The sequence below is a fragment of the Algoriphagus aestuariicola genome (genome assembly GCF_017254835.1).
GTDB lineage: Bacteria > Bacteroidota > Bacteroidia > Cytophagales > Cyclobacteriaceae > Algoriphagus > Algoriphagus aestuariicola.
This window is the reverse complement of record NZ_JAFKCW010000001.1, coordinates 1002017-1026698: the sequence shown is the minus strand read 5'-3', so window position 1 is coordinate 1026698 and position 24682 is coordinate 1002017. Positions and strand designations below refer to the sequence as shown.

General features: G+C 44.8%; 18 protein-coding genes. 8 read left to right on the top strand and 10 right to left on the bottom strand.

What is annotated here, in order from left to right; all coding sequences use genetic code 11:
* Positions 1–8: 8 nt before the first annotated feature.
* Positions 9–1376 (top strand): endo-1,4-beta-xylanase, encoded by a 1368-nt coding sequence (locus J0A67_RS04375; protein WP_206568047.1) that lies wholly within the window; start codon positions 9–11, stop codon positions 1374–1376.
* Between the two features lie 231 nt (positions 1377–1607).
* On the top strand, positions 1608–3044 hold the full coding sequence (locus J0A67_RS04370; RefSeq protein ID WP_498366370.1) for a right-handed parallel beta-helix repeat-containing protein: 1437 nt from the start codon (positions 1608–1610) through the stop codon (positions 3042–3044).
* A 132-nt stretch (positions 3045–3176) separates the two neighbouring features.
* On the opposite strand, the gene J0A67_RS04365 is transcribed toward J0A67_RS04370, so the two are convergent.
* Entirely contained in the window at positions 3177–4046 is an 870-nt protein-coding gene (locus tag J0A67_RS04365; RefSeq protein ID WP_206568045.1) for an AraC family transcriptional regulator, read from the bottom strand.
* A gap of 130 nt (positions 4047–4176) precedes the next feature.
* Here J0A67_RS04365 and J0A67_RS04360 point away from each other — a divergent pair, with 130 nt between their 5' ends.
* The 5 genes from J0A67_RS04360 to J0A67_RS04340 all read left to right on the top strand — a co-directional run bounded on the left by J0A67_RS04360 (position 4177) and on the right by J0A67_RS04340 (position 10067).
* The gene (locus J0A67_RS04360; protein ID WP_206568044.1) at positions 4177–5034 is read left to right on the top strand and encodes a phytanoyl-CoA dioxygenase family protein; all 858 of its coding nucleotides are present in this window, start codon (positions 4177–4179) and stop codon (positions 5032–5034) included.
* A 217-nt stretch (positions 5035–5251) separates the two neighbouring features.
* On the top strand, positions 5252–6637 hold the full coding sequence (locus tag J0A67_RS04355; protein WP_206568043.1) for a sugar porter family MFS transporter: 1386 nt from the start codon (positions 5252–5254) through the stop codon (positions 6635–6637).
* Positions 6638–6659: 22 nt separating this feature from the next.
* Complete coding sequence (locus tag J0A67_RS04350; protein ID WP_206568042.1) at positions 6660–7505, top strand: sugar phosphate isomerase/epimerase family protein; 846 nt, start codon at positions 6660–6662, stop codon at positions 7503–7505.
* A gap of 18 nt (positions 7506–7523) precedes the next feature.
* On the top strand, positions 7524–9638 hold the full coding sequence (locus J0A67_RS04345; RefSeq protein ID WP_206568041.1) for a glycoside hydrolase family 36 protein: 2115 nt from the start codon (positions 7524–7526) through the stop codon (positions 9636–9638).
* Positions 9639–9698: 60 nt separating this feature from the next.
* Positions 9699–10067 (top strand): DUF1801 domain-containing protein, encoded by a 369-nt coding sequence (locus J0A67_RS04340; protein WP_206568040.1) that lies wholly within the window; start codon positions 9699–9701, stop codon positions 10065–10067.
* Positions 10068–10128: 61 nt separating this feature from the next.
* Here J0A67_RS04340 and J0A67_RS04335 read toward each other — a convergent pair whose 3' ends face one another.
* The 7 genes from J0A67_RS04335 to J0A67_RS04305 form a co-directional block, all read right to left on the bottom strand.
* Positions 10129–11109: a mannonate dehydratase gene (locus J0A67_RS04335; RefSeq protein WP_206568039.1), complete on the bottom strand. Its 981-nt coding sequence runs from the start codon at positions 11107–11109 to the stop codon at positions 10129–10131.
* Between the two features lie 21 nt (positions 11110–11130).
* Complete coding sequence (locus tag J0A67_RS04330; RefSeq protein WP_206568038.1) at positions 11131–11874, bottom strand: RraA family protein; 744 nt, start codon at positions 11872–11874, stop codon at positions 11131–11133.
* Positions 11875–11899: 25 nt separating this feature from the next.
* Positions 11900–13360 (bottom strand): glycoside hydrolase 5 family protein, encoded by a 1461-nt coding sequence (locus J0A67_RS04325; RefSeq protein ID WP_206568037.1) that lies wholly within the window; start codon positions 13358–13360, stop codon positions 11900–11902.
* A complete protein-coding gene (locus J0A67_RS04320) occupies positions 13360–14208 on the bottom strand; it encodes an SDR family NAD(P)-dependent oxidoreductase (protein ID WP_206568036.1) in 849 nt (282 codons plus the stop codon). The genes J0A67_RS04325 and J0A67_RS04320 overlap by 1 nt, the downstream gene beginning before the upstream one ends.
* Positions 14196–15617, bottom strand: coding sequence for a glucuronate isomerase (gene uxaC, locus J0A67_RS04315; RefSeq protein WP_206568035.1), 1422 nt, complete (start codon positions 15615–15617; stop codon positions 14196–14198). Before uxaC ends, J0A67_RS04320 begins: the two co-directional genes overlap by 13 nt.
* Positions 15614–17287 (bottom strand): sodium:solute symporter family transporter, encoded by a 1674-nt coding sequence (locus J0A67_RS04310; protein WP_241265060.1) that lies wholly within the window; start codon positions 17285–17287, stop codon positions 15614–15616. Before J0A67_RS04310 ends, uxaC begins: the two co-directional genes overlap by 4 nt.
* 86 nt (positions 17288–17373) lie before the next feature.
* Positions 17374–18810 carry a GH39 family glycosyl hydrolase gene (locus J0A67_RS04305; protein WP_206568034.1) on the bottom strand — a complete coding sequence of 479 codons (1437 nt, stop codon included), beginning with the start codon at positions 18808–18810 and terminating at the stop codon, positions 17374–17376.
* 225 nt (positions 18811–19035) lie between these two features.
* Here J0A67_RS04305 and J0A67_RS04300 point away from each other — a divergent pair, with 225 nt between their 5' ends.
* Positions 19036–19908 carry an AraC family transcriptional regulator gene (locus J0A67_RS04300; protein ID WP_206568033.1) on the top strand — a complete coding sequence of 291 codons (873 nt, stop codon included), beginning with the start codon at positions 19036–19038 and terminating at the stop codon, positions 19906–19908.
* A gap of 53 nt (positions 19909–19961) precedes the next feature.
* Here J0A67_RS04300 and J0A67_RS04295 read toward each other — a convergent pair whose 3' ends face one another.
* Both J0A67_RS04295 and J0A67_RS04290 read right to left on the bottom strand, forming a co-directional pair.
* The gene (locus tag J0A67_RS04295) at positions 19962–21635 is read right to left on the bottom strand and encodes a RagB/SusD family nutrient uptake outer membrane protein (protein ID WP_206568032.1); all 1674 of its coding nucleotides are present in this window, start codon (positions 21633–21635) and stop codon (positions 19962–19964) included.
* Positions 21636–21654: 19 nt separating this feature from the next.
* Positions 21655–24648, bottom strand: a complete 2994-nt coding sequence (locus J0A67_RS04290; protein ID WP_206568031.1) for a SusC/RagA family TonB-linked outer membrane protein — start codon at positions 24646–24648, stop codon at positions 21655–21657.
* Positions 24649–24682: the final 34 nt, after the last annotated feature.

Sequence of the window (24682 nt, the reverse complement as noted above, 5' to 3'; positions counted from 1 at the left end):
CCGGAGTTATGTTCCTGATATGTTTTGTGCCGGCACTTCTTTGTTTTTCTCAGGAGGAGAACAAAAGACAAATCGAAGAAAAGCTGTTGTTGGAAGCCAAGTCCAATATTGAAAAACACAGGAAAGGAAATGCTCAGATTACTGTGCTGAATGCACAAGGCGAACCTGAAAGCAATATGAAAATCGAAATCAATCAGATTTCGCACGATTTTCTGTTTGGAAATTTGAGCGAGGAAGTATTCCGTCCTGAATTGACTGATTCAGAGCGTACCAAGTTCACCGAGATGTTTACCGGGCTTTTCAATTTCACCGAATTGACTGTAAAGTGGGCTCCCTACGAACCTCAGCAAGGAAAACCGGAGTGGGAAAAACTTCAGGAAAAGCTGGACTGGTGTTTTGCAAGTGGCGTGGTTCCTAAGGGACATACCCTTGGCTGGACCCACGATGCGGGTACTCCAGAATGGTTGTATCACTATTCTCCCGAGGAAGCCACTCAACTCTATGAAGCCCGGATCAAAAATCTGGTGGGTGGATTCCGGGATCAAATCACTTCATGGGATGTTATCAATGAACCGGTCACAACAATTCCCTGGGAATTGGCACTGCTGGACACAGTCGGAGGTCAGAATAAAATCGACGATGGGATCAGGTATAAGGTGGATGGAATCACCCTGAATCAGACTATCCCTTGGGTAGAAAATTCCTATCGCTGGGCCTATGAAGCAAATCCTGATGGTGATTTTATAATCAACGAGTTCTATACCATTGCCAAACCGGAGATCAGGGAGAAGTATTTTAACCTCATCACGGAATTACTTCAAAGAGAAGTTCCGGTCACCGGGATTGGCATTCAGGGGCATGAACCGAGGGAAATGTGGTTTTCCCCAGTAGAGCTTGTTGCAACTTTTGATAAATTCCAGGAGCTAGGTTTACCTCTCCACATTACCGAATTCACGCCCCAGTCTTCCGGAAAAACAATCACGGGATGGAGAGAAGGGGTTTGGACTGAAGAAGCCCAGGCAGAATTTGCCGAACAGTTTTATACACTGGCGTTTGGCCATCCTGCCATGGCTTCCATCCATTGGTGGGGATTGTCCGATCGGTTCATTTGGCTAAAAAGCGGGGGATTAATCGATCGGGATTTCAATCCAAAGCCAGTCTACCACCGGTTGAAAAAATTGATCAAAGAAGATTGGATGACAAAAGGGCTACAATTAACATCTGATCAAAATGGCCAAGTGGACTTCAGGGGATTTTTCGGAAAGTATGAATTGACTCTTACAGATTCTGAAGGAAGTATTTGCAAAAAAGAGATCCATCTCAACAAAAATGCAAGCGTGGAGTTCGTGATTGTTTATGATAATCAAAAGAACTAATGCAGAAAGTTCTGCACAAGATTATATTCCGAATTTTTGACAAAACAAATAGCCAATCACTTTACAACAGACTCAAGAAAGCCACCTACTAAAATCATTTAATCGATTTTATTTTTCATCTATCTCTTACTTTAAAAATTAAATAACAATTAATAGATGGGATAACTATGCCCTCTAACCAAAAATCCAAAAGAATATTCAATCTATCAATAACCTAAAACAACTTGCACTATGCAAATCAACAAACAATTCACAGCCATTATTTTATTTGCCTTACTATTTTCCGCGTGTTCTTATTTTCCGGACTTTGACAAGATACCGCCAGGGGTGGGTGGAGCAAAACTTACTTCAACGCGATTTTTTGTTTCGCCTGATGGCGACGACAGCAGAACTCCAAAACAGGCAAACAACCCTTTGACCCCTTGGAAAACCATTCAAAAAGCCGTGGATAACATCTCTGGAGGTGATACTGTCCTAATCGCAGGAGGCACCTATTACGAAAAGGTTTCAATTACCGGATCGGCTAGCGGAACTGCCCAAAAGCCAACCTTGATCAGAAATATTCCGGGTCAGACAGTAATTCTCGATGGAAAAAATGAAGGTTCTCAATGGGAAAGTCTGTTGAAAATCACTGATGCTGAACATATTACTATAAAAGGTCTTTCAGCTACTAACGGTGTGTGGTATGGGTTCAGTGCTGATCAGACTAAGCACATCAAGTTTGACAGCCTTTCTACAGACAATACTATTGCCTCCGGAATCTACGCCAGAGTATCCTCATTTATTGAAATCACAAACAACAAGATTCGAAGAGCCTGTCAAGGCCAGGAAAGAGATGCGGCCGGGAATGGAACCCAAGAGTGTATCACAGTAGGAAGAACTGACAATTTCCTGATTAGCCACAATGAGATATGGGATGTGCCTCTCCAAGGTGAAGGTGGCGAAGGAATTGATGCCAAAGGCGGATGCTTCAACGGAGAGATTTCCTACAATTACATCCACGATATTGCACGTGTGGGCATCTATGTGGACGCAGGTAGTCATGAATCTTATAATATCCGTGTATACAGCAACAAAGTAGAACGAAGCGGTGGCGGGTTGTCCGTGGCAGGAGAACTGGGAGGACATTTGAAAGATACTTATTTATACAACAATTTATTGTCGGAGAACACGAGATCCGGTGTACTTTTTCAGAACATCGGAAATGGAAGATTTAGCAATATCTATATTGTAAACAACACTTTATATAACAATGGCCAAGCAGGTTTTGCTGGAGATATTGCAAACTTCAGCCAAAATGGGCTGAATGAAAATATTCAAATTGTAAACAACATCTTCTATAACAAGACGGCCAATTATAGATTCTCCATTTTTCATAACATTGCAGCACCACATGTAATCTCCAATAATCTCTATTTTGATTTCAAGCCAGGTTGGGCTGGTGGAGAAAACAATTTCAGTCAGGCAAATTTGACTGCCGCTGATGTACAGGCAGATCCATTGTTTTCAACTATTGGCGCCAAGGATTTCAGCCTTCAGGCAGCATCCCCAGCCATTGGAAAAGGAGTCCCATTCAAATTACCTGATGGTTCGCCGCTATTTACCACGGATTTCAATGGCAAAAACAGAGGAGCGGACACATGGGATTTAGGAGCTTTTGAGTTTTAAAACCAGCATAAAACAACCTTAATCTCACTCAGGATTTATGAGATCAAATAGATAGTTAATGGGTTATTTACCAACTTGCCCGGATTGAATTTCAATTCGGGCATTTTATTTCTTTCAGCTTCTAGAAATAAATTACTTGTGAAATTGCCTATTGTAAGCCAAAGGATTAATCTGGTATTTGTTCTTGAATTGACGGTTGAAATTGGAAAGATTATTAAATCCGCATTCAAAACAGATCTCTGCCACACTTTTGGTATTCTCCTGAAGTAGTTTGGTCGCATGGTTAAGCCTCACTTCATTGACGAAATTGATAAAGGACTTTCGGGTCCGCTGGCTAAAATATCTTGAAAAGGAATTGGGAGATAGATTCACCAGATCAGCCACTTCACCGATGCAGATTTCATTTTTGAAATTGTGCATTACAAATTCAAAAATCCTGTTCATCCGGACAGATTCAGCTTCATTTTTCCCCACCATATAAGACTGGGAAATGGGTGTGAGTTCTGTGGATTCGGATAGCAATAGCAGAATTTCAATCAGTTTTATCCAGCGTGGCAAACCTTTGAGTGAAAGCATCTTTTGAAGCATTTCAATGCATTCCGTTTTGGTGTGACCATGAATGTCCAATCCAAGTTGGGATCTGGCAAACAGGATATTGATATTCTTGGCTTCCGGAAGAGTGTGAAAATTTGGGCCGAGGGATTTTTCAAGAAAGTGAACCACAATGGATTTTGCAGCTTTTGAACTTGCTTTATCATTTTCGTAATAGGAATCATCATTCCGGTATAAATGAGGAAGATCTGGTCCAATGAATGCCAAATCACCTGCATAAAAATCGGAAATCGAGTCCCCGATAAAACGCTTTCCGGAGCTCTCCTGTACCAGGACAATTTCGTACTCGGGATGAAAATGCCATGGAGTTGGGAAAAAAGGATATTCAAAAGCCTTGACCACAAAGGATTCCTCAGGTTCTGGAGGTAAATGCTCTAATACGGCTTTCAAAATCTACTTATTTTGATATGGATCAAGCCAAAAATAAGAATATGATGAATAAAAAGTATCATTTTAAAGCAAAAACAATGTAGTGCCCCTGAAGGATGAACGGTAATTTTCCATTATTAAACAAAGAACCATGAACGATCCCAAACTTACATCAAACCAAGTAGCTGATTTCAACAGAGATGGTTATATCCTGATCAAAGGTTTTTGTTCAAAAGAGGAAGTCACAAAAATGTATCGTACAGCAATTGAGGACGATGCAATGAGGAAAAATGCGCTCGACCTTAATGACCTTTCTGGAAAGAAAACGAAACTTTCGCTGTGGTTTAAGCCTGGAAATGACGTGTTTGGCTACTTGACGAGAAGTAAGAAAATGATCAATTCCGTGGCTCAATTGCTGGACAGTGATGCACCGGTTTGCCACTTTCACTCCAAACTCATGCAAAAAGAGCCAAAAGTCGGCGGTGCATGGGAATGGCATCAGGACTATGGATACTGGTACAAAAACCAGTTTATGTTTCCGGATCAATTGATCAGCGTCATGGTTGCCTTGACTGAAGCAACAAAAGAAAACGGATGCCTCCAGGTCATCAAAGGGTCCCATAAATTGGGCAGAGTCAATCATGGTTTTTCCGGCGAACAAGTCGGCGCAGACTTAGTGATGGTCGAAAATGCCCTCAAAACCATGGAGTTGGTTTACTGCGAGATCCAGCCCGGTGACGCCCTGTTTTTTCATAGTAACCTACTTCACAGATCAGAAGCTAACCTTTCTGATCATCCGAGATGGTCCATCATTTCCTGCTACAGTTCCCAGTCTAACCTGGCATACAACGAAACCTCGACTTCCTGGAAAACTCCCGTGGACGTAGTGCCTGATGAGGCGATTCTGACTTGGGAGACAGATTCGCTTTCTTCAGCTGACTTTTTGAAAAAGGAAAATGACCCTGCCCTGAAAGAAACCGGATGGGAAAAAGAGGTAAAATCCTCCTAAAAGTCTTACTAACATTTGCTTTCAGTACTTAAGTAAACCCAAAAACCAGAGAGGCTGTCTCAAAATGCAATTCGGTGTCAGCCTGACCTGACCCACGTGAGTTGGGCAGTACGAAGGCCATTTCCTTTTAGTAGAAAACTACATTTCGACTACGCTCAATGTGGCACACCGTTCTTAATCGATAGCCTCTACCTATCAAATAACCTTCACTTCATAAATGGCAATCATACTATCGCATTCTCAAGTCTACCCAGAAACAAAAATCAAGTATAACCGGAAATTTGTCTACCTAATCAGCGCAGTTGTAGCCTTGGGAGGAATCCTGTTTGGATTTGACTTAGTCATCATTTCTGGTACAGTACCATTTTTTACAGAGCATTTCGGACTCAGCGAAGCTGCTACGGGATGGGCAGTAGGTTGCATCAATCTGGGTGCTGCAGTTGGAGCTTTGGCAGCAGGAAAACTCAGTGCCGCCATAGGAAGAAAAAAAGTACTGCTATTCTGTTCATTTCTTTTCGCAGTCACCGGAGTAGCGACAGGCTGGGCAGGTGATTTTACTTGGTTTATCATTGCGAGATTGTCAAGCGGAATAGCGGTGGGGATAGCGGCCTTGGTCTGTCCGATGTATATCGCAGAGGTTGCTCCTGCTCCGATGCGGGGACGGCTGGTCTCATTTTACCAACTCGCAATTGTATCCGGCTTATTACTGGCTTATTTTTCCAATTACCTTCTCCTTGATTCTGGAATCAACAACTGGCGCTGGATGTTTTCCTCTCAGGCTATTCCTGCGACGCTGTTTTTCTTCGGGCTATTTCTCATTCCAGAAAGCCCAAGATGGCTTATTAAGAAGGGTATTCCTACCAGAGCCCAAGCAGTGTTATCCAAAATCGGGGGAAAGGAATATGGGGAAACCGAGGCACGCAACATACAAAACAGCTTTTTGTCAGAGGTAAGGGAAAGCCTTGCTGACCTTTTCAAAATGGATGTGAGACACATCGTATTCATTGGAGCCATGGTTGCCATATTCTCACAAGCTGGAGGGCAAAATTCGATTTTTTCCTTTGCTCCGGTCATTTTCCAGCAGGCTGGTGTGGCTACTGAGGCAGCATTTTTTCAATCGGTAATCATCGGACTGGTTAATTTCATTTTCACCTTTTTTGCCATCTATTTCATCGATAAAATCGGAAGAAGGAAACTGCTTCTTTACGGTTCAGTTTTGCTTTGTCTCGACGCGCTGGCATTGGCATTTTGCTTTTTTATAGAAGCTCCGGGTTTGCTAATTTTAATCTTTGTTTTGGGATTCATTGGCATTTATTCCGCCACTCTGGGTCCAGTGACTTGGGTAATTCTATCGGAAATTTTTCCCAATCGTATCAGAAGCAACTCCATGGCCTTGGCAACTTTGTGTCTTTGGATTGCCAACTTCTTTACCACAGCCTCTTTTCCGATATTGAAGTCACAGTTTGGATTATTTGGGACCTTCGCCATCCATGCGGGGATTTGTTTTGTCTATTTTCTTTTTGTGAAAAAGAACATTCCTGAAACCAAAGGAAAGTCCCTTGAAGAGATTGAGATTCAGTTAATCAAAAAACACTTATCATGAAAATCCTCAATTACCAATACTTATGAATTTGCTGTATTTCTGTCCGCTTTGGGGTTCTGAAACCATGCCTTTTGAGCAGTTTCTGCAGCAGGCGAAAAATGCAGGATACGATGGGGTTGAAATGAGTTTTCCTTTGAACGAAAAAGAAAGAAATGAAAAGGCTAAACTCATTGATTCATTGGGGCTGAAACTCATCGCGCAACATTGGGAAACAGTGGATAAGGATCCGAAACTTCATCGTCATAATTTTGAAAAGCGACTCCGAAATCTGGCCTCCACAAATCCCCTGTTCATTAATTCCCAGACCGGTAAGGACTATTATACTTTTGACCAAAATTGTGAATTGTTCAATTTGGCAAATGAAATCGCAATAGAAACAGGTGTTCCCATCATCCATGAAACCCATCGGGGCAAATGGAGTTTTGCAGCCCACATTACCAAAGAATACCTAGACCGACTACCTGATCTGAAAATCACACTGGACATTTCCCATTGGTGTGTGACAGCTGAATCATTCTTGCAGGATCAAAAAGAGGCTGTGAATAAAGCCATTGGATCAACAGCACATCTTCATGCAAGAGTTGGATATACCGAAGGTCCTCAGGTGCCAGACCCTCGTGTTCCGGATTGGGGATCGGCTTTAAACTTCCATTTAGAGTGGTGGGATCGACTAATCAAGGTGAACAAAGAAAAGGAATTCTTCACCGTGACACCGGAGTTCGGCGCTCCTCCCTATCTGATAAATCATCCTGAAAGTGGAGAGCCACTAGCCTCTCAATGGGACGTAAATATGTGGATGATGAATTTATTCAAAAAGCGATATTCCCATCTGTTTAGTGTGGATACTTCAACGGAAACAGAATTTTAAATATTAACCCTCCGTAAAATGAAAAAGCTTTTGCCAATCATTTTTATAGCCTTCTTTTTTTGCCTTGAATCCAGAGCTCAATTCGCCAAATGGACTGATAGTGAATTGATTTTGAACAATGGTGTGGTCGAGAGAACTATTGCCCTCCCATCCAGCAGAGGAAATTTTATCACTACATCCTATAAACCCCTTGAAGGGAAATTCTCCTATTTCACTTCAAACAATCTTGATTTTCAATTTGAATTTGGGGGTGAAAAATATTCTGGAAAGAGCGATTGGAAACTACTCAATATCGAAGCAGCCAAAGATTCGCTTGAAGGAAATGGTGCTGTAGTTTCTCTTCAAAGCGGCGATGGTAAACTTCAGGTTGCTATCAAGTTCCTTCTCTACCCCAACCTCCCTGTCATCAGAAAAAGCCTGATTGTAACAAATCTGGGCATTGATGAATCAGCCTTGGAAGCTGTCGATGTGGAACGATTTTCGGTCACTAGCTATCAACCATCGACTTTTAGTTGGATTTACAGTGATTATGGCCGGCGAAGATCTATTGGCCCTTATGAAGGAAATATGCAGGATGCCTTGCTGATCGTGCACAATATGGATTGGGAAGCGGGAATCCTAATTGGAAATGAAGCCACGGGAGTATTGAAAAGAACATCGGTTTTTTGGGAATCCCCTGAAATATCCGCAGGACTTACGCACAAAAATGCCAGATTCCCATTCCGGAAATGGATCAAACCCCAAGAGTCTTTTGAAACGCCACAGGTATTCAGCATGGTTTACAATAACCAAAGAGAACCCCATGATATTCTCAATTTAACAGTTCCGGATTTTGTAAGGAAACATATGGGAATCAGGCTTTCGGAATTGGAAGAAAAACCAACTTTTGTGTACAACACCTGGAATCCCTTCAAAAAGGACATCAATGAAAAGCTGATCATGGAATTGGCCGATGCGGCCGCTGCTGCCGGGATGAAGGAGTTTGTGATCGATGATGGCTGGCAAAACAATTACGGAGATTGGGGAATAGACAAAACCAAATTCCCAAATGGACTCAAGCCTGTTTTTGACTACATCAAATCGCTGGGTATGAAACCTGGATTATGGATCAGTGTAGGCAGCGCAGCGCCTGACAGCAAAGTTTACCATGAGCATCCGGAGTGGTTTGTGAAAGGAAAGGACGGTGAATTTAGCAATCTACATGTCGAAGATGATAATTCAGAAATCAGGTCCGCCTGCTTCAGCACAGGCTGGAAGGATTACATTAAGGATATCCTGTTGGAATTGAGCTTGGATTATGGTCTGGAATACCTCAAACTTGACTTTGCCGTGGTAACGAGTGCCTATGTTTTTAACCCCGAAATCTCAGGCTGCTATGCAACAGACCATGACCATCACGGGGACCATCATGAATCCATGTACACAAACTATGAGCGGATGTGGGAGCTTTTCGACGAACTGCATGCTGCAAAGCCTGACTTGTTCATTGATTGCACTTTTGAGGCGATGGGAGGTTTACAGCTTATTGATTTTGCGATGCTCAAGCATGCAGAAGGCAACTGGATGTCCAACTTTGAAGGTACAAATGGCGAAAAAACAGACATGCGGGTCAGAAACATGGCTTGGTGGAGATCTCCAGCAATGCCTGCAACAGCTTTGGTCATCGGTAATCCACAAATGCAGGACAAGGGTTGGGAAATGCACATTAAGTCCATTGCAGGGGCACTACCAATCATGCTGGGAGATCCGAGACAATTGAATTTGGAAGATCTCAAAAAGTATCGTGCTTATGCGGATTGGCTACAAGCCATGGAAGAAAAACATGGATTTATGAGCTATAGACAGGATTTATATGGATTTGGTGAGCCAATGGAGGGACAATGGGATGGATTTCAGCGGATCAATACCGAAACAAAAAGCGGGGGAATCGTCGGGGTTTTCAGACATGGTTCTGTAGACTCAAAAAGGCGAATTTTGGTCAAATACCTTGACCCCACAGCAGTATATCAAATACTGACCCATGATGGCAAACCTATAGCTGACATGACGGGAAATGATCTTGCCACCAAGGGTTTTGAAATTGAGCTTTTGAAGGAATATGAGGGAGAGCTGCTGGAAATAATTAAGATATAATATCAGCTATTTGATCGGGAACGGAAATTGACGCTATTAAAATGATAAAAACAGATCATTGTGACTATTGAAGAATTTATAAATCAATATGATCCAAAAGTTCAGGGTATTTTTCTCCAGGTAAGGAAATTAGCCTTGGAACTTCTTCCTGATGCCGAGGAAATCCTGTATGAAGGTTGGAAAAATGTAAGTTATGGAACCGGGGAGAGCAGATCCGATAAAGACCTGATTATTTACATCGCACCTTTCAAGGACAGTGTCAATCTCGGTTTCTTTAGAGGAGCGATTTTGTCTGACAAAAACAGGCTTCTCAAGGGTTCTGGCGCACTTCTTCGTCATTTGAAAATTAAACAAATAGCAGACATCGATCAGGTTGCGATCAAAGAATTAATACTTGAAGCCAAAAATGAAAGGCTTGGAACCAAATAGGCAATTAAAATGGGAAAGGGATTTTAATAACTGAAGTCAAACAAGAACTTTGAGGATATTCTTAACCCTCAGTTTTGACCGCCTCCAAAATCCCTCTCATATACCCGACCGCAAAAATTTTCCCTGTTATTTCGTAGCCCACGGTAGTGCTTCCCCCGAAGGAGTGCTGTGTTTCACCATACATAGCCGGTGCGTGGTCAGGCCTTATTGGACCGGTAAATCCACCTTTTCCATAAATGCGGAACATCTTGACCATGTCCGTTGGTCCATTATCATGGAAGGTTTCTCTGAAACTGTTTTTGTCGCCTGCTATGTCCCTGATGTGTAAAAAAGCAATTCGCTCCTGAGCAAGCCATCTTTCAGCCAGCTCTGCAACATTTTCACCCATCGAAAGAAAAGAGGCCTGGCAAAAGGTGATGGCGTTACTTTCCGATGGAAATTTGTCCCACACCGTTTCAAAAGCCAATGCGGAGGTCAGAATCCTCGCGACACCTTTCAAAGAACTGACGGGAGGGTCATCCGGATGAAGGGCCATTTTAACCCCTGCCGATTTAGCTTCCGGTAATACCGCGTCCAAAAAATAAAAAAGGTTGTCCCAGAGTTTTTCTTCAGATACCCGAAGACGTTCTTCTACCAGCTGACCGGCTACATCCTCCGAGTAAAAACCACTTACCAGCGCTCCTCCCCGCTCCAGAATATCAACACGGGTACGAAACCATCCAATACTTGCCATGAAATTGTAGCAGAGCAGGGGAATTTCCAACTTACCCATGTTTTGAAGCATAAGGATGTACTTCTCAATCCATTGATCCCGGTCCGGTAGGCCAAGCTTAATCGAGGACATGTCAAACTGGTCTCCCTCCAAGCCGATCAATTGAAGGCCTTTGTTTTGGAAGTTGGTCTTGATCGTTTTTAATGTCCCAAAATCATAGGGAGGCAATTCACCTGTCAACTCCGGAGCTGCTTTGGTGATGGCATAATCCACACCAATCTGCTTGGCAAGTGTCCACTTTTTCTCGTCGATTTTTGCCGGTAATAGCATTGAAAACTTCATACCGTTACCTCAAAAATAGCCGCCTTTGTCCGATATCTCCTGAGCGGTCTGCCCTTCATTCACCCACCCAAAGATCTTCTTCTCATTCTCCTTGATTTCTTCCGCCCTTACCAGCACATCATAGGCGATTCCCCTTGGCACGACCAAAACTCCGTCCACGTCGCCCATGACGACATCTCCCGGTTTGATAAAACACTTTCCTATTTGGATGGGAACCTGATAGTCGGTGATCAGACATCTTCCCAAACTTCCGTTAGAAGATCTGTATTTGTAAAAAACCGGGAAATCAGCTTCCAAAATCTGATGGGTATCGCGGATTCCCCCGTCAATACATGCTGCTTTTACGCCCTTCCCCTTGGCAGTCGCTGTCATGACGCCTCCCCAAGAAGTGGATTCTTCATCGCCGCTGGTGTCATAGATCACAAAAGCATTGGGATGCATTTCATCGAGCATCTTGGTCCGAAACTCCATCTCTCCACTGACACGGGTACTGGTGGAACTCTTGACGGTAAAAGCAAAACCCGCTACCGTACGATATTCCCTCAAAGCTTTGATGCGTATGGGAAGAGCCTGATCAAGCAGCGTAAACTCCCTCAGGACATCATTGATGGCTCCCGTATAAATCTTTTCATATCGGGAAAGCAACTCTTCATCCGAAACGGGAAACGATACGCTCGAAATGGTTTCTCGGACTTCGATCAGCTTCTCAAGATTCATCATCCCCACTTCCTTTCTATAGTTTTCGACGCTCATAATTTTCTGTTTTTTGGTTGAATAATCAATTTTGCATGATTGGGATCAGGCTTTTGTCGGCGATCAGAATCGGGCCGTCAAAGACTGGAATATTTTTGAACACAAACTTTTCCCCTTCCCTACTCCAATTTTCCTTGGGGATTTCATGGACATCACCAGAGATGATGTCGACATACACCGGGTCAAGGAAGTGGCCGTTGGCGAAGCTGAAGTCCAGTTCCCTTTTCTCCATACTATTGTTCGGTATCTGATCGCTGTTCCAGATCGTGTAGAGTTGCAAGTCAGAATCGACATGTCTGTAGCCATAGATGGCAAATGATCGGTCGGTCCCCTTTGTAACAGCAATATCCAGTTTGCTTTCAGGCACATAATTTCGGTTATGCGTCTGTTTGATATTTACGATTCGCTCCAGAGAATTATCAAAGATTGCAGCAACGTGCTGGACTGCGTAGTAGGCCATCTTTGGCCGGATAGCCTTCTTGGTAGAATCGGACATGATTAGCCCCTTGACGTTGAGTCGCTTTATCGGGCCGGCGGTATAAGCCATGTCAATAATGGAAAACACACTCGATTCGACATCGTGTCCGAGATCCCCCAACATCCTTCTGGTATTCCATTTTGCCTGAGAAAGTTCCGTCCAGTCGTAATCCCCTATCGCACCCCGGCCAAATCCCCCAGACGACGGTGCACCGTTTTCACCTTGTCTCAACTTAATCACGGTATTGTATTTTTCCAGAATATCCTTCAAGCGCATGACTTTGGGGTAGTGTTCGTCAGGATTATAGACATAGTCATGGTAAGTCATATTGTCAAAAAGGGAAAGCGTACCGGCTTGATCAAGGGCCATAAAAAACCGGTCCGCGTATTCCAGGTCAATGTGTCCGAAAGCCAAGCCCGAAACAATGGATTCCGGCTGAATTCGTTTGACAATCTTTATTGTCCTGCTATTCAAAGCGGCTGCTTTTTCAGCGGTGTTTTCCAGGTTGTCGCCGAAGTTGGGTTCATTCCAGATTTCCCAGTTGATTACTTTATCCTTGTATCGCATGACCAAAGCCTCCACCCAGCGATCCCACGCTTCCAAGGCCTCCTCCGAATGCGGTACACCCGCGGCAAGATTAATCCCACCGCCTCCTTCATAGATGCTATTCCCATAGGAGAACTGCAGCCAGGGCTCCAGTCCTCGTGCGTTGGCATCGTCAACGATATGATCGAGCCAAGCCCAGTCGTATTGGCCTTTGACTTTCTCCGTTTTGGCCCAGCCTGCCTGCATCCTTAGGCGCTTGATACCAAGCGGATTCAGGTAGGATTTGTATTCATCATAGTCAGTGAAATCCCGGTCTAGTGTTTCACAACCAATCAGCCAGTTTGAAGCCTCGATTTCATTGGCGTTTCTTGGCTTGATTTTTCCAATCAAAGGAAATCCTTCCTGTGCCAAGACAGATCCGGAAAGCCACAAAATCAAGCCCGTTAGTCTAATCCAGTTCATCATATCCCGGAATTGGCCAAGAATCCCCCATCAACCGGAATCACAGTTCCGGTTACAAATCCTGCATTTTCCTCACTGACCAGCCAGTTCATACAACCGATCAGTTCACTTGCATCACCAAAGCGCTTCAAAGGCGTCTGCCGTAAAATGCTGTTTCCTCTCTCGGAATAGGAACCATCCTCGGTAAACAGAATTCTCCTACTTCGGTCATTGACAAAAAATCCCGGTGCTATGGCATTGACACGGATATTTGCGGGAGCTAAATAAGAAGCCAGCCATTGCGTAAAATTGGCGATGCCGGCTTTGGCCATCCCGTAAGCTCCCACCCTCGATAATGGGCGAAAGCTGTTCATCGAGGCGATATTGATGATCGCGCCTCCACCTTTTTTCGCCATTTCCTTTCCGAAAATCTGACAGGGGATCACCGTCCCCATGGTGTTGGTCTGGAGGACCGACTCAAAGACCTTTAGATCCATATTCAGAAAGCCCCGGGTCCTCTCCGTTTCTTCGGTCAATTCCTCAGGTTCATAGGTAGTGAAGTCAGTCACCGCAGCAGCTTGATTTCCCCCTGCTCCGTTGATAAGTATACTTGGCACTCCCATCTGCCTTAGGATCAGATCATTGGCGGCCAAAACTTCACGTTCACTGGTCACATCCGTGCTAATGGCAATCGCAAAGCCTTCATTGAGAAGTATCTTTTCCCTTACATCTTCCAGCTTTCCCAAATCCCTTCCCAACAAGGCTACTGCGATTCCCTGCTGCGCCAAAGCAAGAGCCATGGCAGAACACAAGGTCCCACCCGCACCTGTCACTACTGCGATCTTTTTGTTTTTGTCTAGGACTGCCATATAGTTTTTCTGTTTTGGACTCTGTTTTTAATGTTGTTGTAGGAGATATCCGCAATCAGTTGGGTAAGCAATTCGCGGTCATCAGGAAGCTTTCCCTCCCCTACCCATGCCCCGATCTGATCACAAAGAATTCGCCGGAAGTATTCATGACGGGAGAGCGAAAGAATACTTCTCGAATCGGTAGTCATACCGATAAAGGTGCTGAGAAGGCCGTAGGCTGAAATGTCGTTGAGATGTTTTCGGATTCCGGCGTAATGGTCGTTGTACCACCAAGCAGGGCCAAACTGGATCTTCCCTACCACACCATCCTCGGCAAAGGAACCAGTAAGACTTGCCAGCGCGGCATTATCCGCAGGATTGAGCGTATACAGTATCGTTTCAGGCAGTAACCCAACTTGCTCCATGCCATTCAAGAAAAGTGCGATTGAATTGATGTCACAGGCTTTGCCTATACTGGCAAATCCTCCCGCAGCCCCAGCCAAATGGCGTAGACGGACACTGGTCTGGCGCTGGGCACCGATGTGCAGCTGCATGATCCAACCCCTGCGCGCGTATTCCAGACCCAGAAAATGCATCAGATAAGATCTGAGCTTTAGCAGGCTTTTGGGTTCCAGTAAATCCCCGGAAAGCAGGGAGTTAAACAATCCGGCTGCCTCCGACTGGTCTGTGGGAAAAAACCTGAAGCCAGAATCGACGGCATGATCCGAAAAGATGCAACCATTCTCGTTGAAGAAATCCAGTCTTTGGCTTATAGCGCCCTGAAAATCTTCAAGTGAATGAATTGAAACGGACGTTTTTGCGGAAAGCGAGGTGATCCATTCCCGAAATATCGGGTTGTTGAAATCAAGTATCGAATCCGCCCGCAATGAAGGGAGCACCTTAAACGAACGTTGGGAAACCTCTAACTCCTGATGGGATTTCAGCTCATCAAGCAAATCATCCGAGGTCACCAACATCTCGGTGCCGTAGCCTTCCACAATTCCCGATGGAGAAAACCGCGCCTGTTGTAGAAGTTCGTTGCATTGGTTCCAAATTTTATCGGCGTTGGAAGGAGTCAACAATTCATCGATTCCAAAAACACGTTTCAGTTCCAGGGCACTCCAATGGTAAAGCGGATTTCCCAAAGTCTTCGGAAGTGTCTGGGCCCATTTATCAAACTTTTCTTTTGCCGTAGAAACGCCCGTAATCCCGGCTTCGGGAATCCCTGCGATACGCATTGCACGATGCTTGTAAGGATCCTCGGAAATCCAGACATCCGTTAGATTTTCGAAATTCCTGTTGGCAGCCAAAAGTCCCGGATTAATATGGTTATGATAATCAATTACAGGCAGAACGGAAGCCACCTTATGAAAAAGATGTTCTCCTATTTTATTCCTGATCAGCCAGTTGGGATGGATGAATTCACTCATGCTATAGATTTGTTTTTAGGTTTGAATCTCCTAGAGAAAAAGAACAGGATGGCAGAAAGCACCAAAAGGAAAACCGATCCTACCAGGGCGATGTCACTACCCATGGTACCGATGGAAAGGAGAGCCATTCCCAGGATCAATGCCCCGCTTATCGCCAAAGCGGCGACAAATACCAAAAACAAGACATGCAAAAAATCCGGGGAAATGACGGGGATTTCATCCTTGGTCAAGGGGGTCCTCAGCAATAGGAAAAAGGCATTGACCCGGTCAATGTATTCCCTGCTTTTGGAGACAAAAAATCCTGATCCGAAGAATATGGCAAAGCAGACGGTGATTTCAATCAAGGTTGCCATTTCCCAACTTATTCCGGACATTCCATTGAGAATCAGCCCTAGGAAAATCCCCACAACTACCGTGGCAATAGCACCTATCGGTCTTGGCCTTTTGGAAAGAATGCCGAAAATCAGGGGAATGGCAAGAGGGATGGAAAATATCCCAGTCAGGAGTTTGTTGGCTTCAAAAGCCCCTCCCAATCTTCCTACAAACAAGGCCCCGGTAGTGGCCACGATTCCCACGAGAACAATATTCAGTCTCGCTACCCAGATGTAATGTCGTTCACTACCGTCTCTTTTCACCAGCCGCTTATAGATATCACTGGTCAAAACTCCGGACATGACATTAAACTCCGAGTTGAGCGAAGACATGGTGGCGGAAAATATGGCTGCCAACATCAGCCCCATCAATCCCGATGGAAGCAATTTGACGGCAACACCAACGTAGGCCATTTCAGGATTGTCGAGTCCAGGCAAAATCTCCTGAGCAGCTATAGCAGGTATCAGGAAGAAAATGGGAAAAACAAAAAACAAAGCCGCCGTGAAATATCCCAGCTTTTGGGAGGAAGACTCATCTTTAACGCTGTAAAAACGCTGGATAAACACCCAATTGGCATTATACTTCAGACTGATCAGCAGGTAATAAACCAGTATCCACAATGGCGTGGCATTGGGACCATTGAGCAGGTTGAAATGTTGCGGATGGCTATCCACCAGATTGGATAGCCCGCCAGCAGCATCCAAAGCAAGGGGAACCAGCAAGAGTGAGGCAAAAATCAGGATCACAAACTGCAGCGTATCCATCACCACCACTGCCCACACCCCGCCAACTATGGTAAATGCGGTAATCACAAAACCGGAAATCAGAATAGCTTCGAAGAAAGAAAACGAGGTGGCGGTGGTTATAAAGATACCGATGGCATACAACCTGACCATATTATCCAAAAACCTGATGCCCAATCCTATCCAGCTGAAAGTCTGCCTGACACCGGAATTGAATCTCGTTTCGAGGTATTCCACAGGAGTAATTATACCTGACCTACGCCATCTTTTACCAAGAAATTTAGCGGCGATAAGACAGGGAAAAACCGTACTCCAAAGAATAATGACTCCAAACAGCCCGTACTGATAAGCAATGCCCGCATGCGCCACAAAAACAAATGAACTAAACAAGCCCATGTAATTGCTGATTGCACCAATCAGCCATGGAATGGTATTCCCGCCTTTGAAATACTGGGAGATGTCTTTCACAAACCATCCAAAAAACACTCCTACCCCCGCCATCAAGAGCATGTAAATCAAAAACGAATAGTAATCTAAGGCTTGTAACTTCTCCATCAAGGATTTAGGTATTGGGTGTGGGAAGGAATAGCTCGTGAAAGCCTATTCCCAAACTGATTCTAAGCGTATATTCTAAGCTAGGTTTACTGCAAGTTAATTCCGGACTTTTCTGCGATCAGTACCGGAGAATCGTAGAGTGGTATTTGGAAGTTTGTGCCCGACTCCGTTTTCGACCAGCTAGAAGCATCAATTTCAAAAACTTTTCCCGTGATCAGATCCACCCAAACCGGTTCAGTAAACTCCAAGCCCGGAAATGAAAGGTCGGCTTTTTGGGTTTCAAAGGAATTGGTGACCTCTTGACCATCCATCCAAAGTGCGACTAGGGGTGTTTCATTCTCCGAATCCCAGTAGCAGTACACCGACATTTCAAAATCGGATTTGGAAACATAGGCGGCATCAGGCTGAAGGACCAATTCATCGTCAAAAATCGAAGCGAGGTTTTGCACGGCATAATAGGCCACCTTGGGCCGGACGGCTGCCTGGGTAATGTCCGATTGAATCAGTCCCTTGGTATTGAGCACCGGCTTGCAATAAATATCGATTATGGTAAAAACCGATGTTTCGACATTATTTCCCAAATCACCCAACAGCCTTCTCATATTGTATTTTGCCTGAGTGTATTCTGTCCAATAGTATTCGGACAAAGCAAAACTTGGAATGTAAGTGGAAGGTGCACCGTTTTCACCCTGACGCAACAGTAGGGTAGAATCATATTGATCAATCACTTTCTTCAGTCCGAATACCCGATTGTCAGAGTAGGCATCCTCCGGCCGCATCGTGTAACTATGGTAAGAGATCCAATGGAAAAGATCCAGCTTGCCCTCGTCTGAAATGACTTTCAGAAACCGATCCAGGTATTCTTTATCGCTGTTTGAGGCAAAAGCCAATCCCGCGATTTCAGCATCGGGTTGGATGGACTTGATGATTTCAGCTGTTCTGATATTTAATTGGGCAGTAGTCTCAGGACTGATTTCCTGCATAGGGTGATCCGGCTCATTCCATATCTCCCACTCGGTCACCCGATCCTGATACCTCGTGACCAGAGCAGCCACCCATCTGTCCCAAGCCTCATAGGCCTCTTGCGAAGTCATCAGTGAGTTGAGCAGGCCTTTTCCCCCTCCGCCTTCATAGATTGGGTTTCCATAAGAAGGCTGAAGCCAGGGTTCAAGATTGTTTGCCACGGCATAGTCGATGATTTCATCAAGCCATTCCCAGTCGTATTCTCCTTTTACTTTTTCACACTTTGCCCATCCGGCCTGAAGCCGTATTTTCTTAACGCCCAAAGGTGCCAAGTATCCTTTGTAATTGTCCCAGATCACCAAATCCCTGTCGATGGTTTCACATCCCACGGTGATTCGGGATGATTTGATTTCATGGGTTGACCGTGGTTTAATCGTTCCTATTTTTTCAAAATCTATTCTTAAGGGTGTCCATACCCGGTCCGGAGAAGTGTCTATTGCCTGTCCAAAAAGCTGCCTACTGCCCATAAATAGCAGCAACAAGAAGAATATGTTTTTCATTGATTTTGGGTCTATCGAAACAAGAAAGCGGTTAATCGTAACGCCCTTACCACAATTCTGTCAGGAGGTTAGCATTGCTAAAGTAGGGTGGATTTAGAAAAGGGAATTCTCCGGATTTTGCGAGAAGTAGTATTATTTTACCATTTTGAAAGAATATTTTTCATTGTTTGGCAAGAATTGGACATATTTCAACCAATACAACAAGAAACCCAAATCCAGGAACCGATGCTACCGCTTTTTCTGAAGAAAAATACCCGATCGTTTGAGCAGTCATTCTATATCGGGAAATTCAGCGTGAACCATACCTACGATATCTGGCACAACCATTCAGAACTTGAATTTTTACATGTTTTGCACGGCAGTGGAACCCGGTTTATCGGAGACAGCATTGAATCCTTTTCTAGCGGTGACTTGGTATTGGTGGGTTCCAACCTCCCCCATGTATGGCGATCGGATAAAATCTATTATGAAGGTGTCCCAGAAATTCAGGCAGAACTGATTCTGACCCAATTCACTAAAGATTTTGCCGGAAAGGACTTTTTTTCACTCCCTGAAATGATCTCCGTTCAGGAGCTTCTGGAAGATTCCAATCAAGGCTTGCAGATCTTGGGGGAAACTAGGGACATTGTCTCCGGACGGTTGGTAAAGCTGGTTGCCATGGAAGGCGGAGAGAAGCTTCTGGAATTCATTCAGATATTGTATTTCATTGCAAAGACGAAGGAATACCGGAAACTTTCAAGCGTTGGATTTGTGGATTCCTACCAGTCGAAAGGTTCCAACCGAATCAACAAGGTCCATGATTTTATTATGAACAATTTCATGGAGGACATCACGCTCAAGGAAGCGGCTGATATCGCCAACATGAACGAAACCGCTTTCTGCCGATATTTTAAATCCACTACTTTGAAGACTTTTACCCAGTTTTTAAACGAAGTTCGTATAGGCTACGCATGCCGCCTACTGTTGCATGAGGATTTGAACATATCCGGGATTGGCTACGAATGCGGCTTCAAAAATATCTCCTATTTCAACCGGGTCTTCAAGAATTCACTAGGAATCACGCCCCAACAATACCAGCGAAAACATTTGGTAAGCTAAAAAAAAGGGAGAATTTCTTCCCCCTTTATAATTGACATAAACCCAATACTTTGTTAATATCCCGGATTCTGTTCGAGGTTTCCGTTGATGTTCGCCTCAATTTCCCGGGCTGGAATTGGCCAAAGTCCGTGATGATCCAAGATTGTCGGTCCACTCAGGTCATTGTATTTTCTTACGCGTTCGACGACTTTATTCAGCCTCGCGAGTGTCAGTCTCCGATCTTCTTCAAAAGATAATTCTCTGGCCCTTTCGTCCAGAATGTAATCTATGGTCACCTCCCCTGCCAAGACAGGTTTTGCGTTTGCTCTGGTTCTTAATTGATTGATGTCGTTTGCCGCACTCTGGAGGTCGCCTTTTCCGAGAAAAGCCTCGGCTCTGATCAGGTAAGTTTCCGCCAATCTCAGGTAATACTGATCGCTATAAGTTGATCCCGCACCATTGGTGAGCAAACCCGTATCAGAATTGGCAATCAAATTTGCAGGATGTTGTCCGGGCGTAGTCACTTTAGAAATCCAGGGATACCATCTCCAGCTCTCAGCCACCAGGTTTTTGCCCGGGTATTTCACGGCACTGGAGTCAAACCATGCGGATCTGGGATCATCATAGATAAAGTCCCGGACATAATTGTACTCAGAGTTTCGCATGTCCCCTTCGAAATCTTCTTTCCAAACGAACTGTTCCATATAGGAAGTCGGCCTCATAAAAGAAACGCCTCTGCCTCCGGAATTCAAATTGGATCTGGACCCCAAAGATGCAGTCTTTCCGTCAGGATCCGTCAGCGTAAAAACTGCCGGTGCATGCACCCGCTCGAAAATATTCCCGCCCAATCCGGTAGAGGTCAGCACTCCACCCAGAATATCCACTTCAAATTGAGCCACCCAAAGCGCTTCTGTATTTCCACCGGATCTATTTTGATTACCCACTCTGAAAAGATCATAGAATACATCGCCTGGCTGGTTGGCAAGGGACCCGAAACGAGATGTCATTAAAGCGGTACCAGGGTCATCAATAACTATGGAAGCCGCAGCGATAGCTTCTTCCCATTTTCCCTGAACTATGTACAATTCAGCCAGATAATGATTAGCAACAAGGTTCGAAATCCGTCCATCTTCCACCTCGTTTATTTCGGGAAGATTGGCGGCGGCAACCTGCAAGTCAGACACGATTTGATTGACCACTTCTTCTCTCGAAGCACGCGTAAAATCAGTCTTTGGGGAGGTGACTTCATTGAGAAGCAATGGGACGCCACCAAAAAGGTACATCAGATTTCTGTACCCCAAGGCCCTAAAAAACCTTGCTTCGGCATCAACCTGGACCTTCTGTTCATCCGTCAAAACCGTGTTTTCTTCAAGCCGCTCAATGATGCTGTTGGCACTGGTGACGATTTTGTAAAGCCTGTCCCAATGGTATGCCGGAATACTGCTCGTTGGGTTGAGCGCAACGACATAGTTCCCAAATCTGAGGCCGTCGCTTGTTCTCCTCGCATTAAACATCATGTCGGTCCCATAGAGGTGGGCATATCCAATTTCCCCTGGATTAAACTTCATGTCCCTGACCTGTGCATAAATATCCACCAATGCCGCTTGATAATTTTCATAGGTCACAAAGGAGTTATCCGTGCTGTAGAAATCAAGGGGGACTTCTTTCAGGAATTCCTCCTCCATACAGGAAGTAAGAACAACCAAAAATAAGATGGCAATGCTTATATTTTTTAATAAGGTTTTCATTTTGGTTTCGTTTTAAGAATTAGAAAGAAATATCAAGACCCACGGAAAATCCTTTCATTACTGGCAAACTTTGGCCGGACTCGGCGCCCAATCCCTGACCTGTTTCCGGATCCCATCCTACCCAGTCCGTCAAAGTCAGAAGGTTTTTTCCACTGACATAGAATTTGAAATTTTGCATTCCAATTCGTTGGAGGGTTTCGCTTTTTAGCGAGTAAGACAGCGATATGTCCTGAAGTCTTACAAAGCTTCTCGAAAAATACCTTTGGCCGGCGATCCCCGCATCAGGCCCCGGCCTTCTGAACGTGGCGTCGGGATTGGATGGACTCCAGTAATCCACTTCTGAAAACCAATTGCTGCTTTGAGCGGTGCCTATTGATCCATAGTTGACACCCGCCCAGGGATTGTTGAGACCGAGGTATCCATCTTCCCCGCCCTGGACGGAGTTGATGAAAAAACGTAGGGTAAACTCGTTATAACGCAGGGTATTCTGAATCCCGAATCGGTACGCAGGCTCCGTTCTCCCCAAGATTCTACGATCCCCCTGAGGTGTGATGGACCCGTCTCCGTCCAGATCCCTTAGCTTGTATAAGCCCGGCTGAAAACCTGCTGGCACTTCATCACCGATCTGCCAAATACCTTCCACTTCATAGTTGTAGATGGTTCCTATGGACTGCCCGATAAATAAGTTATTGGCGATCAGGTCATCCTCTCTTCCATCACCATCTCGGTCCAACCCAATCAGACTGACAACTTCATTCACATTTCGCGAAAAATTCACCCCTATATCCCAGGAGAAATCAGAATACTGTATGGCTTGGGTGTTCAATACGATCTCCAATCCCCTATTTTCTATCTCTCCCACATTTGAGGAAATGCTGGAAAACCCGGTGATATTGGGCAGGACGAAGTTCCAAAGGAGATCGTTGGTTGTTGAGAAGTAGTAGTCGACATTGGCAGAAACGCGGCTGTTGAACAGGTCTAAATCCAATCCAAAATTTGTACCGGAGGTCCTTTCCCAGGATAGGTCCGGATTGGAAAGAGAGGTAATACGCTGTCCATTGACAGTTGATCCACCATCTTCAAAAACATACTGAGAAGCCGGTCCGGAGGTCACGGTCGCCAATGAACTATAGCGATTGGTCAGATTTCCCGTAATTCCATAAGAAGCTCTGAACTTCAGAAAATCAATCTTTTCCACATCACGTAGAAATGATTCTTCAGACAGAACCCATCCTAAGCCTATCGAGGGAAAGGTTCCAAACTTATTGTTCTCCGCAAAACCGCTGAAGCCATCTCTCCTTATGGTAGCCGTCAAAAGGTATTTCCGTTTAAAGTCATAGCTTAATCTTCCCATCTGATAGAGGAAGCTTTCTTCCCAGGCGCTTGACCCGATTCGCTGGATCAGGGCCTGCTGAAGGCTGTTGTAGGACAAAATCAAATTGGAGTAGTCGACACCAACGGCTCTGGTTTCATCATACTTGACTTTGTTCATACCATACAATCCCGTCAGGGTTATCCTGTGGTCGCCGTTGATTTCTTTGGTGTAGGTGAGGATATTGTCGAACAACACATCGTTGGTCCAGCTATTGTTCTTTTGGGCTCTTCCAGCCAAACCTCCGTCGTAGGGATTCGAGGTACTGAAGTTTGACCATCTATAGTTGTTGCTGAAGTTAAGTCGATAGGAAAGTCCTTCAATAGGAGGGATTTTCACATCAGCATACAGGATCCCGGATATATTGTTTCTCAAATCCCGGTTGTCTGCTTGGGCGATCAAAAAAGGATTTAGCCTGAAATCCCCCAAAGGATTGATAATAAACTCCCCATTTTCATTATAGGGAGTCACCAATGGACTCATGGTAGGCAGTACATTAAAGTCAGGGCTGTCTCCGGAATAGTCGGTAAACGAACCGAAAGTGTTAACCCCGATTTTTAGCCATTCTGTGATATCCGTATCCAGGTTAATTCGGCCAGTAACCCGGTTGAACTTATCGTTGAGCATCCAGCCAGTCTGGTCTGTATAGCCTCCCGAGATGAAATAAGAAGTCTTATCCGAGTTGCCCCGGATACTGATCTGATGGTCGACGATATATCCCGGATCAGTTACTTCCTCATACCAATTGTAATCGGTGCCGTTATTCAATCCTTCGATTAGTGGAGGAAAAAAACCGGTATTGTTCTGAAGCGTCCAATCGGGATCTTCGGTGAGGTAGTCAGGCGCGAGGTACCCTCTTTGCCAGTCAACATCTCTGGCACTTTTCAAATAATCCTCTCTTCCAAGTGGCTTGAGTTGCGTCGACGGTGTCTGTGTAGCCACAAAGCCCGAGTAACTGATGACTGGTTTTTGTGCCTGTCTTCCGGTCTTGGTCGTGATGATGATGACTCCATTTGCTGCCTGTGCGCCATAAATGGCTTTACTGCTTGCATCTTTCAGCACATCTATTGACTGGATATCCTTTGGATTGAGATCGGAAATCCTGCCCCGGTAAAAAATCCCGTCGAGTACAATCAGCGGTTGTTGGTTACCATTCAGCGAAGTCTGCCCACGGATTTCGATGGAAGGGTCTTCTCCAGCCTTTGCTACCTGCCCTATATTTACACCAGGTGTCGAACCGCTTAAGGCTTGGAGGATATTGGTATTGGGTGATTCCTCAAAATTCTTCAAGGGAGCCGAAATCACGGAGCCCGTTAAATCGGATTTCTTGGTAGTTCCATATCCGATTACCACCACTTCATCCAAATTGGACGTGTCGGCACTCAGCCTAACATCAATTTCCGTTCGATTTCCAACCTGTACCTCCTGCGTCTGAAAACCGATAAAAGAGAATATCAGCGTGGCGTTTTCATTCGGAACAACAAGGGAATACTTTCCCTCCAAATCGCTGACCACACCTGTGGTCGTTCCTTTGACAAGGATCGAAACACCAGGCAAAGCCGCCCCAAGATCATCCAAAACCACCCCTGAAACGGCAATTTCAAAGAGCCCATCGCCGACTTTATTTAAGTCATATTCCATTCTAATATTAGGCTGATAAATCATATCAATATCA

Bases quoted from the DNA above. Each gene is read 5' to 3' on its own strand.
- J0A67_RS04355 (WP_206568043.1), top strand. From the start codon at position 5,252: ATGGCAATCATACTATCGCATTCTCAAGTCTACCCAGAAACAAAAATC.
- J0A67_RS04330 (WP_206568038.1), bottom strand. From the start codon at position 11,874: ATGAGCGTCGAAAACTATAGAAAGGAAGTGGGGATGATGAATCTTGAG.
- J0A67_RS04370 (WP_498366370.1), top strand. From the start codon at position 1,608: ATGCAAATCAACAAACAATTCACAGCCATTATTTTATTTGCCTTACTA.
- J0A67_RS04375 (WP_206568047.1), top strand. From the start codon at position 9: ATGTTCCTGATATGTTTTGTGCCGGCACTTCTTTGTTTTTCTCAGGAG.
- J0A67_RS04310 (WP_241265060.1), bottom strand. From the start codon at position 17,287: ATGGAGAAGTTACAAGCCTTAGATTACTATTCGTTTTTGATTTACATG.
- J0A67_RS04320 (WP_206568036.1), bottom strand. From the start codon at position 14,208: ATGGCAGTCCTAGACAAAAACAAAAAGATCGCAGTAGTGACAGGTGCG.
- J0A67_RS04345 (WP_206568041.1), top strand. From the start codon at position 7,524: ATGAAAAAGCTTTTGCCAATCATTTTTATAGCCTTCTTTTTTTGCCTT.
- J0A67_RS04290 (WP_206568031.1), bottom strand. From the start codon at position 24,648: ATGGAATATGACTTAAATAAAGTCGGCGATGGGCTCTTTGAAATTGCC.
- uxaC (WP_206568035.1), bottom strand. From the start codon at position 15,617: ATGAGTGAATTCATCCATCCCAACTGGCTGATCAGGAATAAAATAGGA.
- J0A67_RS04305 (WP_206568034.1), bottom strand. From the start codon at position 18,810: ATGAAAAACATATTCTTCTTGTTGCTGCTATTTATGGGCAGTAGGCAG.
- J0A67_RS04325 (WP_206568037.1), bottom strand. From the start codon at position 13,360: ATGAACTGGATTAGACTAACGGGCTTGATTTTGTGGCTTTCCGGATCT.
- J0A67_RS04295 (WP_206568032.1), bottom strand. From the start codon at position 21,635: ATGAAAACCTTATTAAAAAATATAAGCATTGCCATCTTATTTTTGGTT.
- J0A67_RS04335 (WP_206568039.1), bottom strand. From the start codon at position 11,109: ATGCTATTACCGGCAAAAATCGACGAGAAAAAGTGGACACTTGCCAAG.
- J0A67_RS04300 (WP_206568033.1), top strand. From the start codon at position 19,036: ATGCTACCGCTTTTTCTGAAGAAAAATACCCGATCGTTTGAGCAGTCA.
- J0A67_RS04350 (WP_206568042.1), top strand. From the start codon at position 6,660: ATGAATTTGCTGTATTTCTGTCCGCTTTGGGGTTCTGAAACCATGCCT.
- J0A67_RS04360 (WP_206568044.1), top strand. From the start codon at position 4,177: ATGAACGATCCCAAACTTACATCAAACCAAGTAGCTGATTTCAACAGA.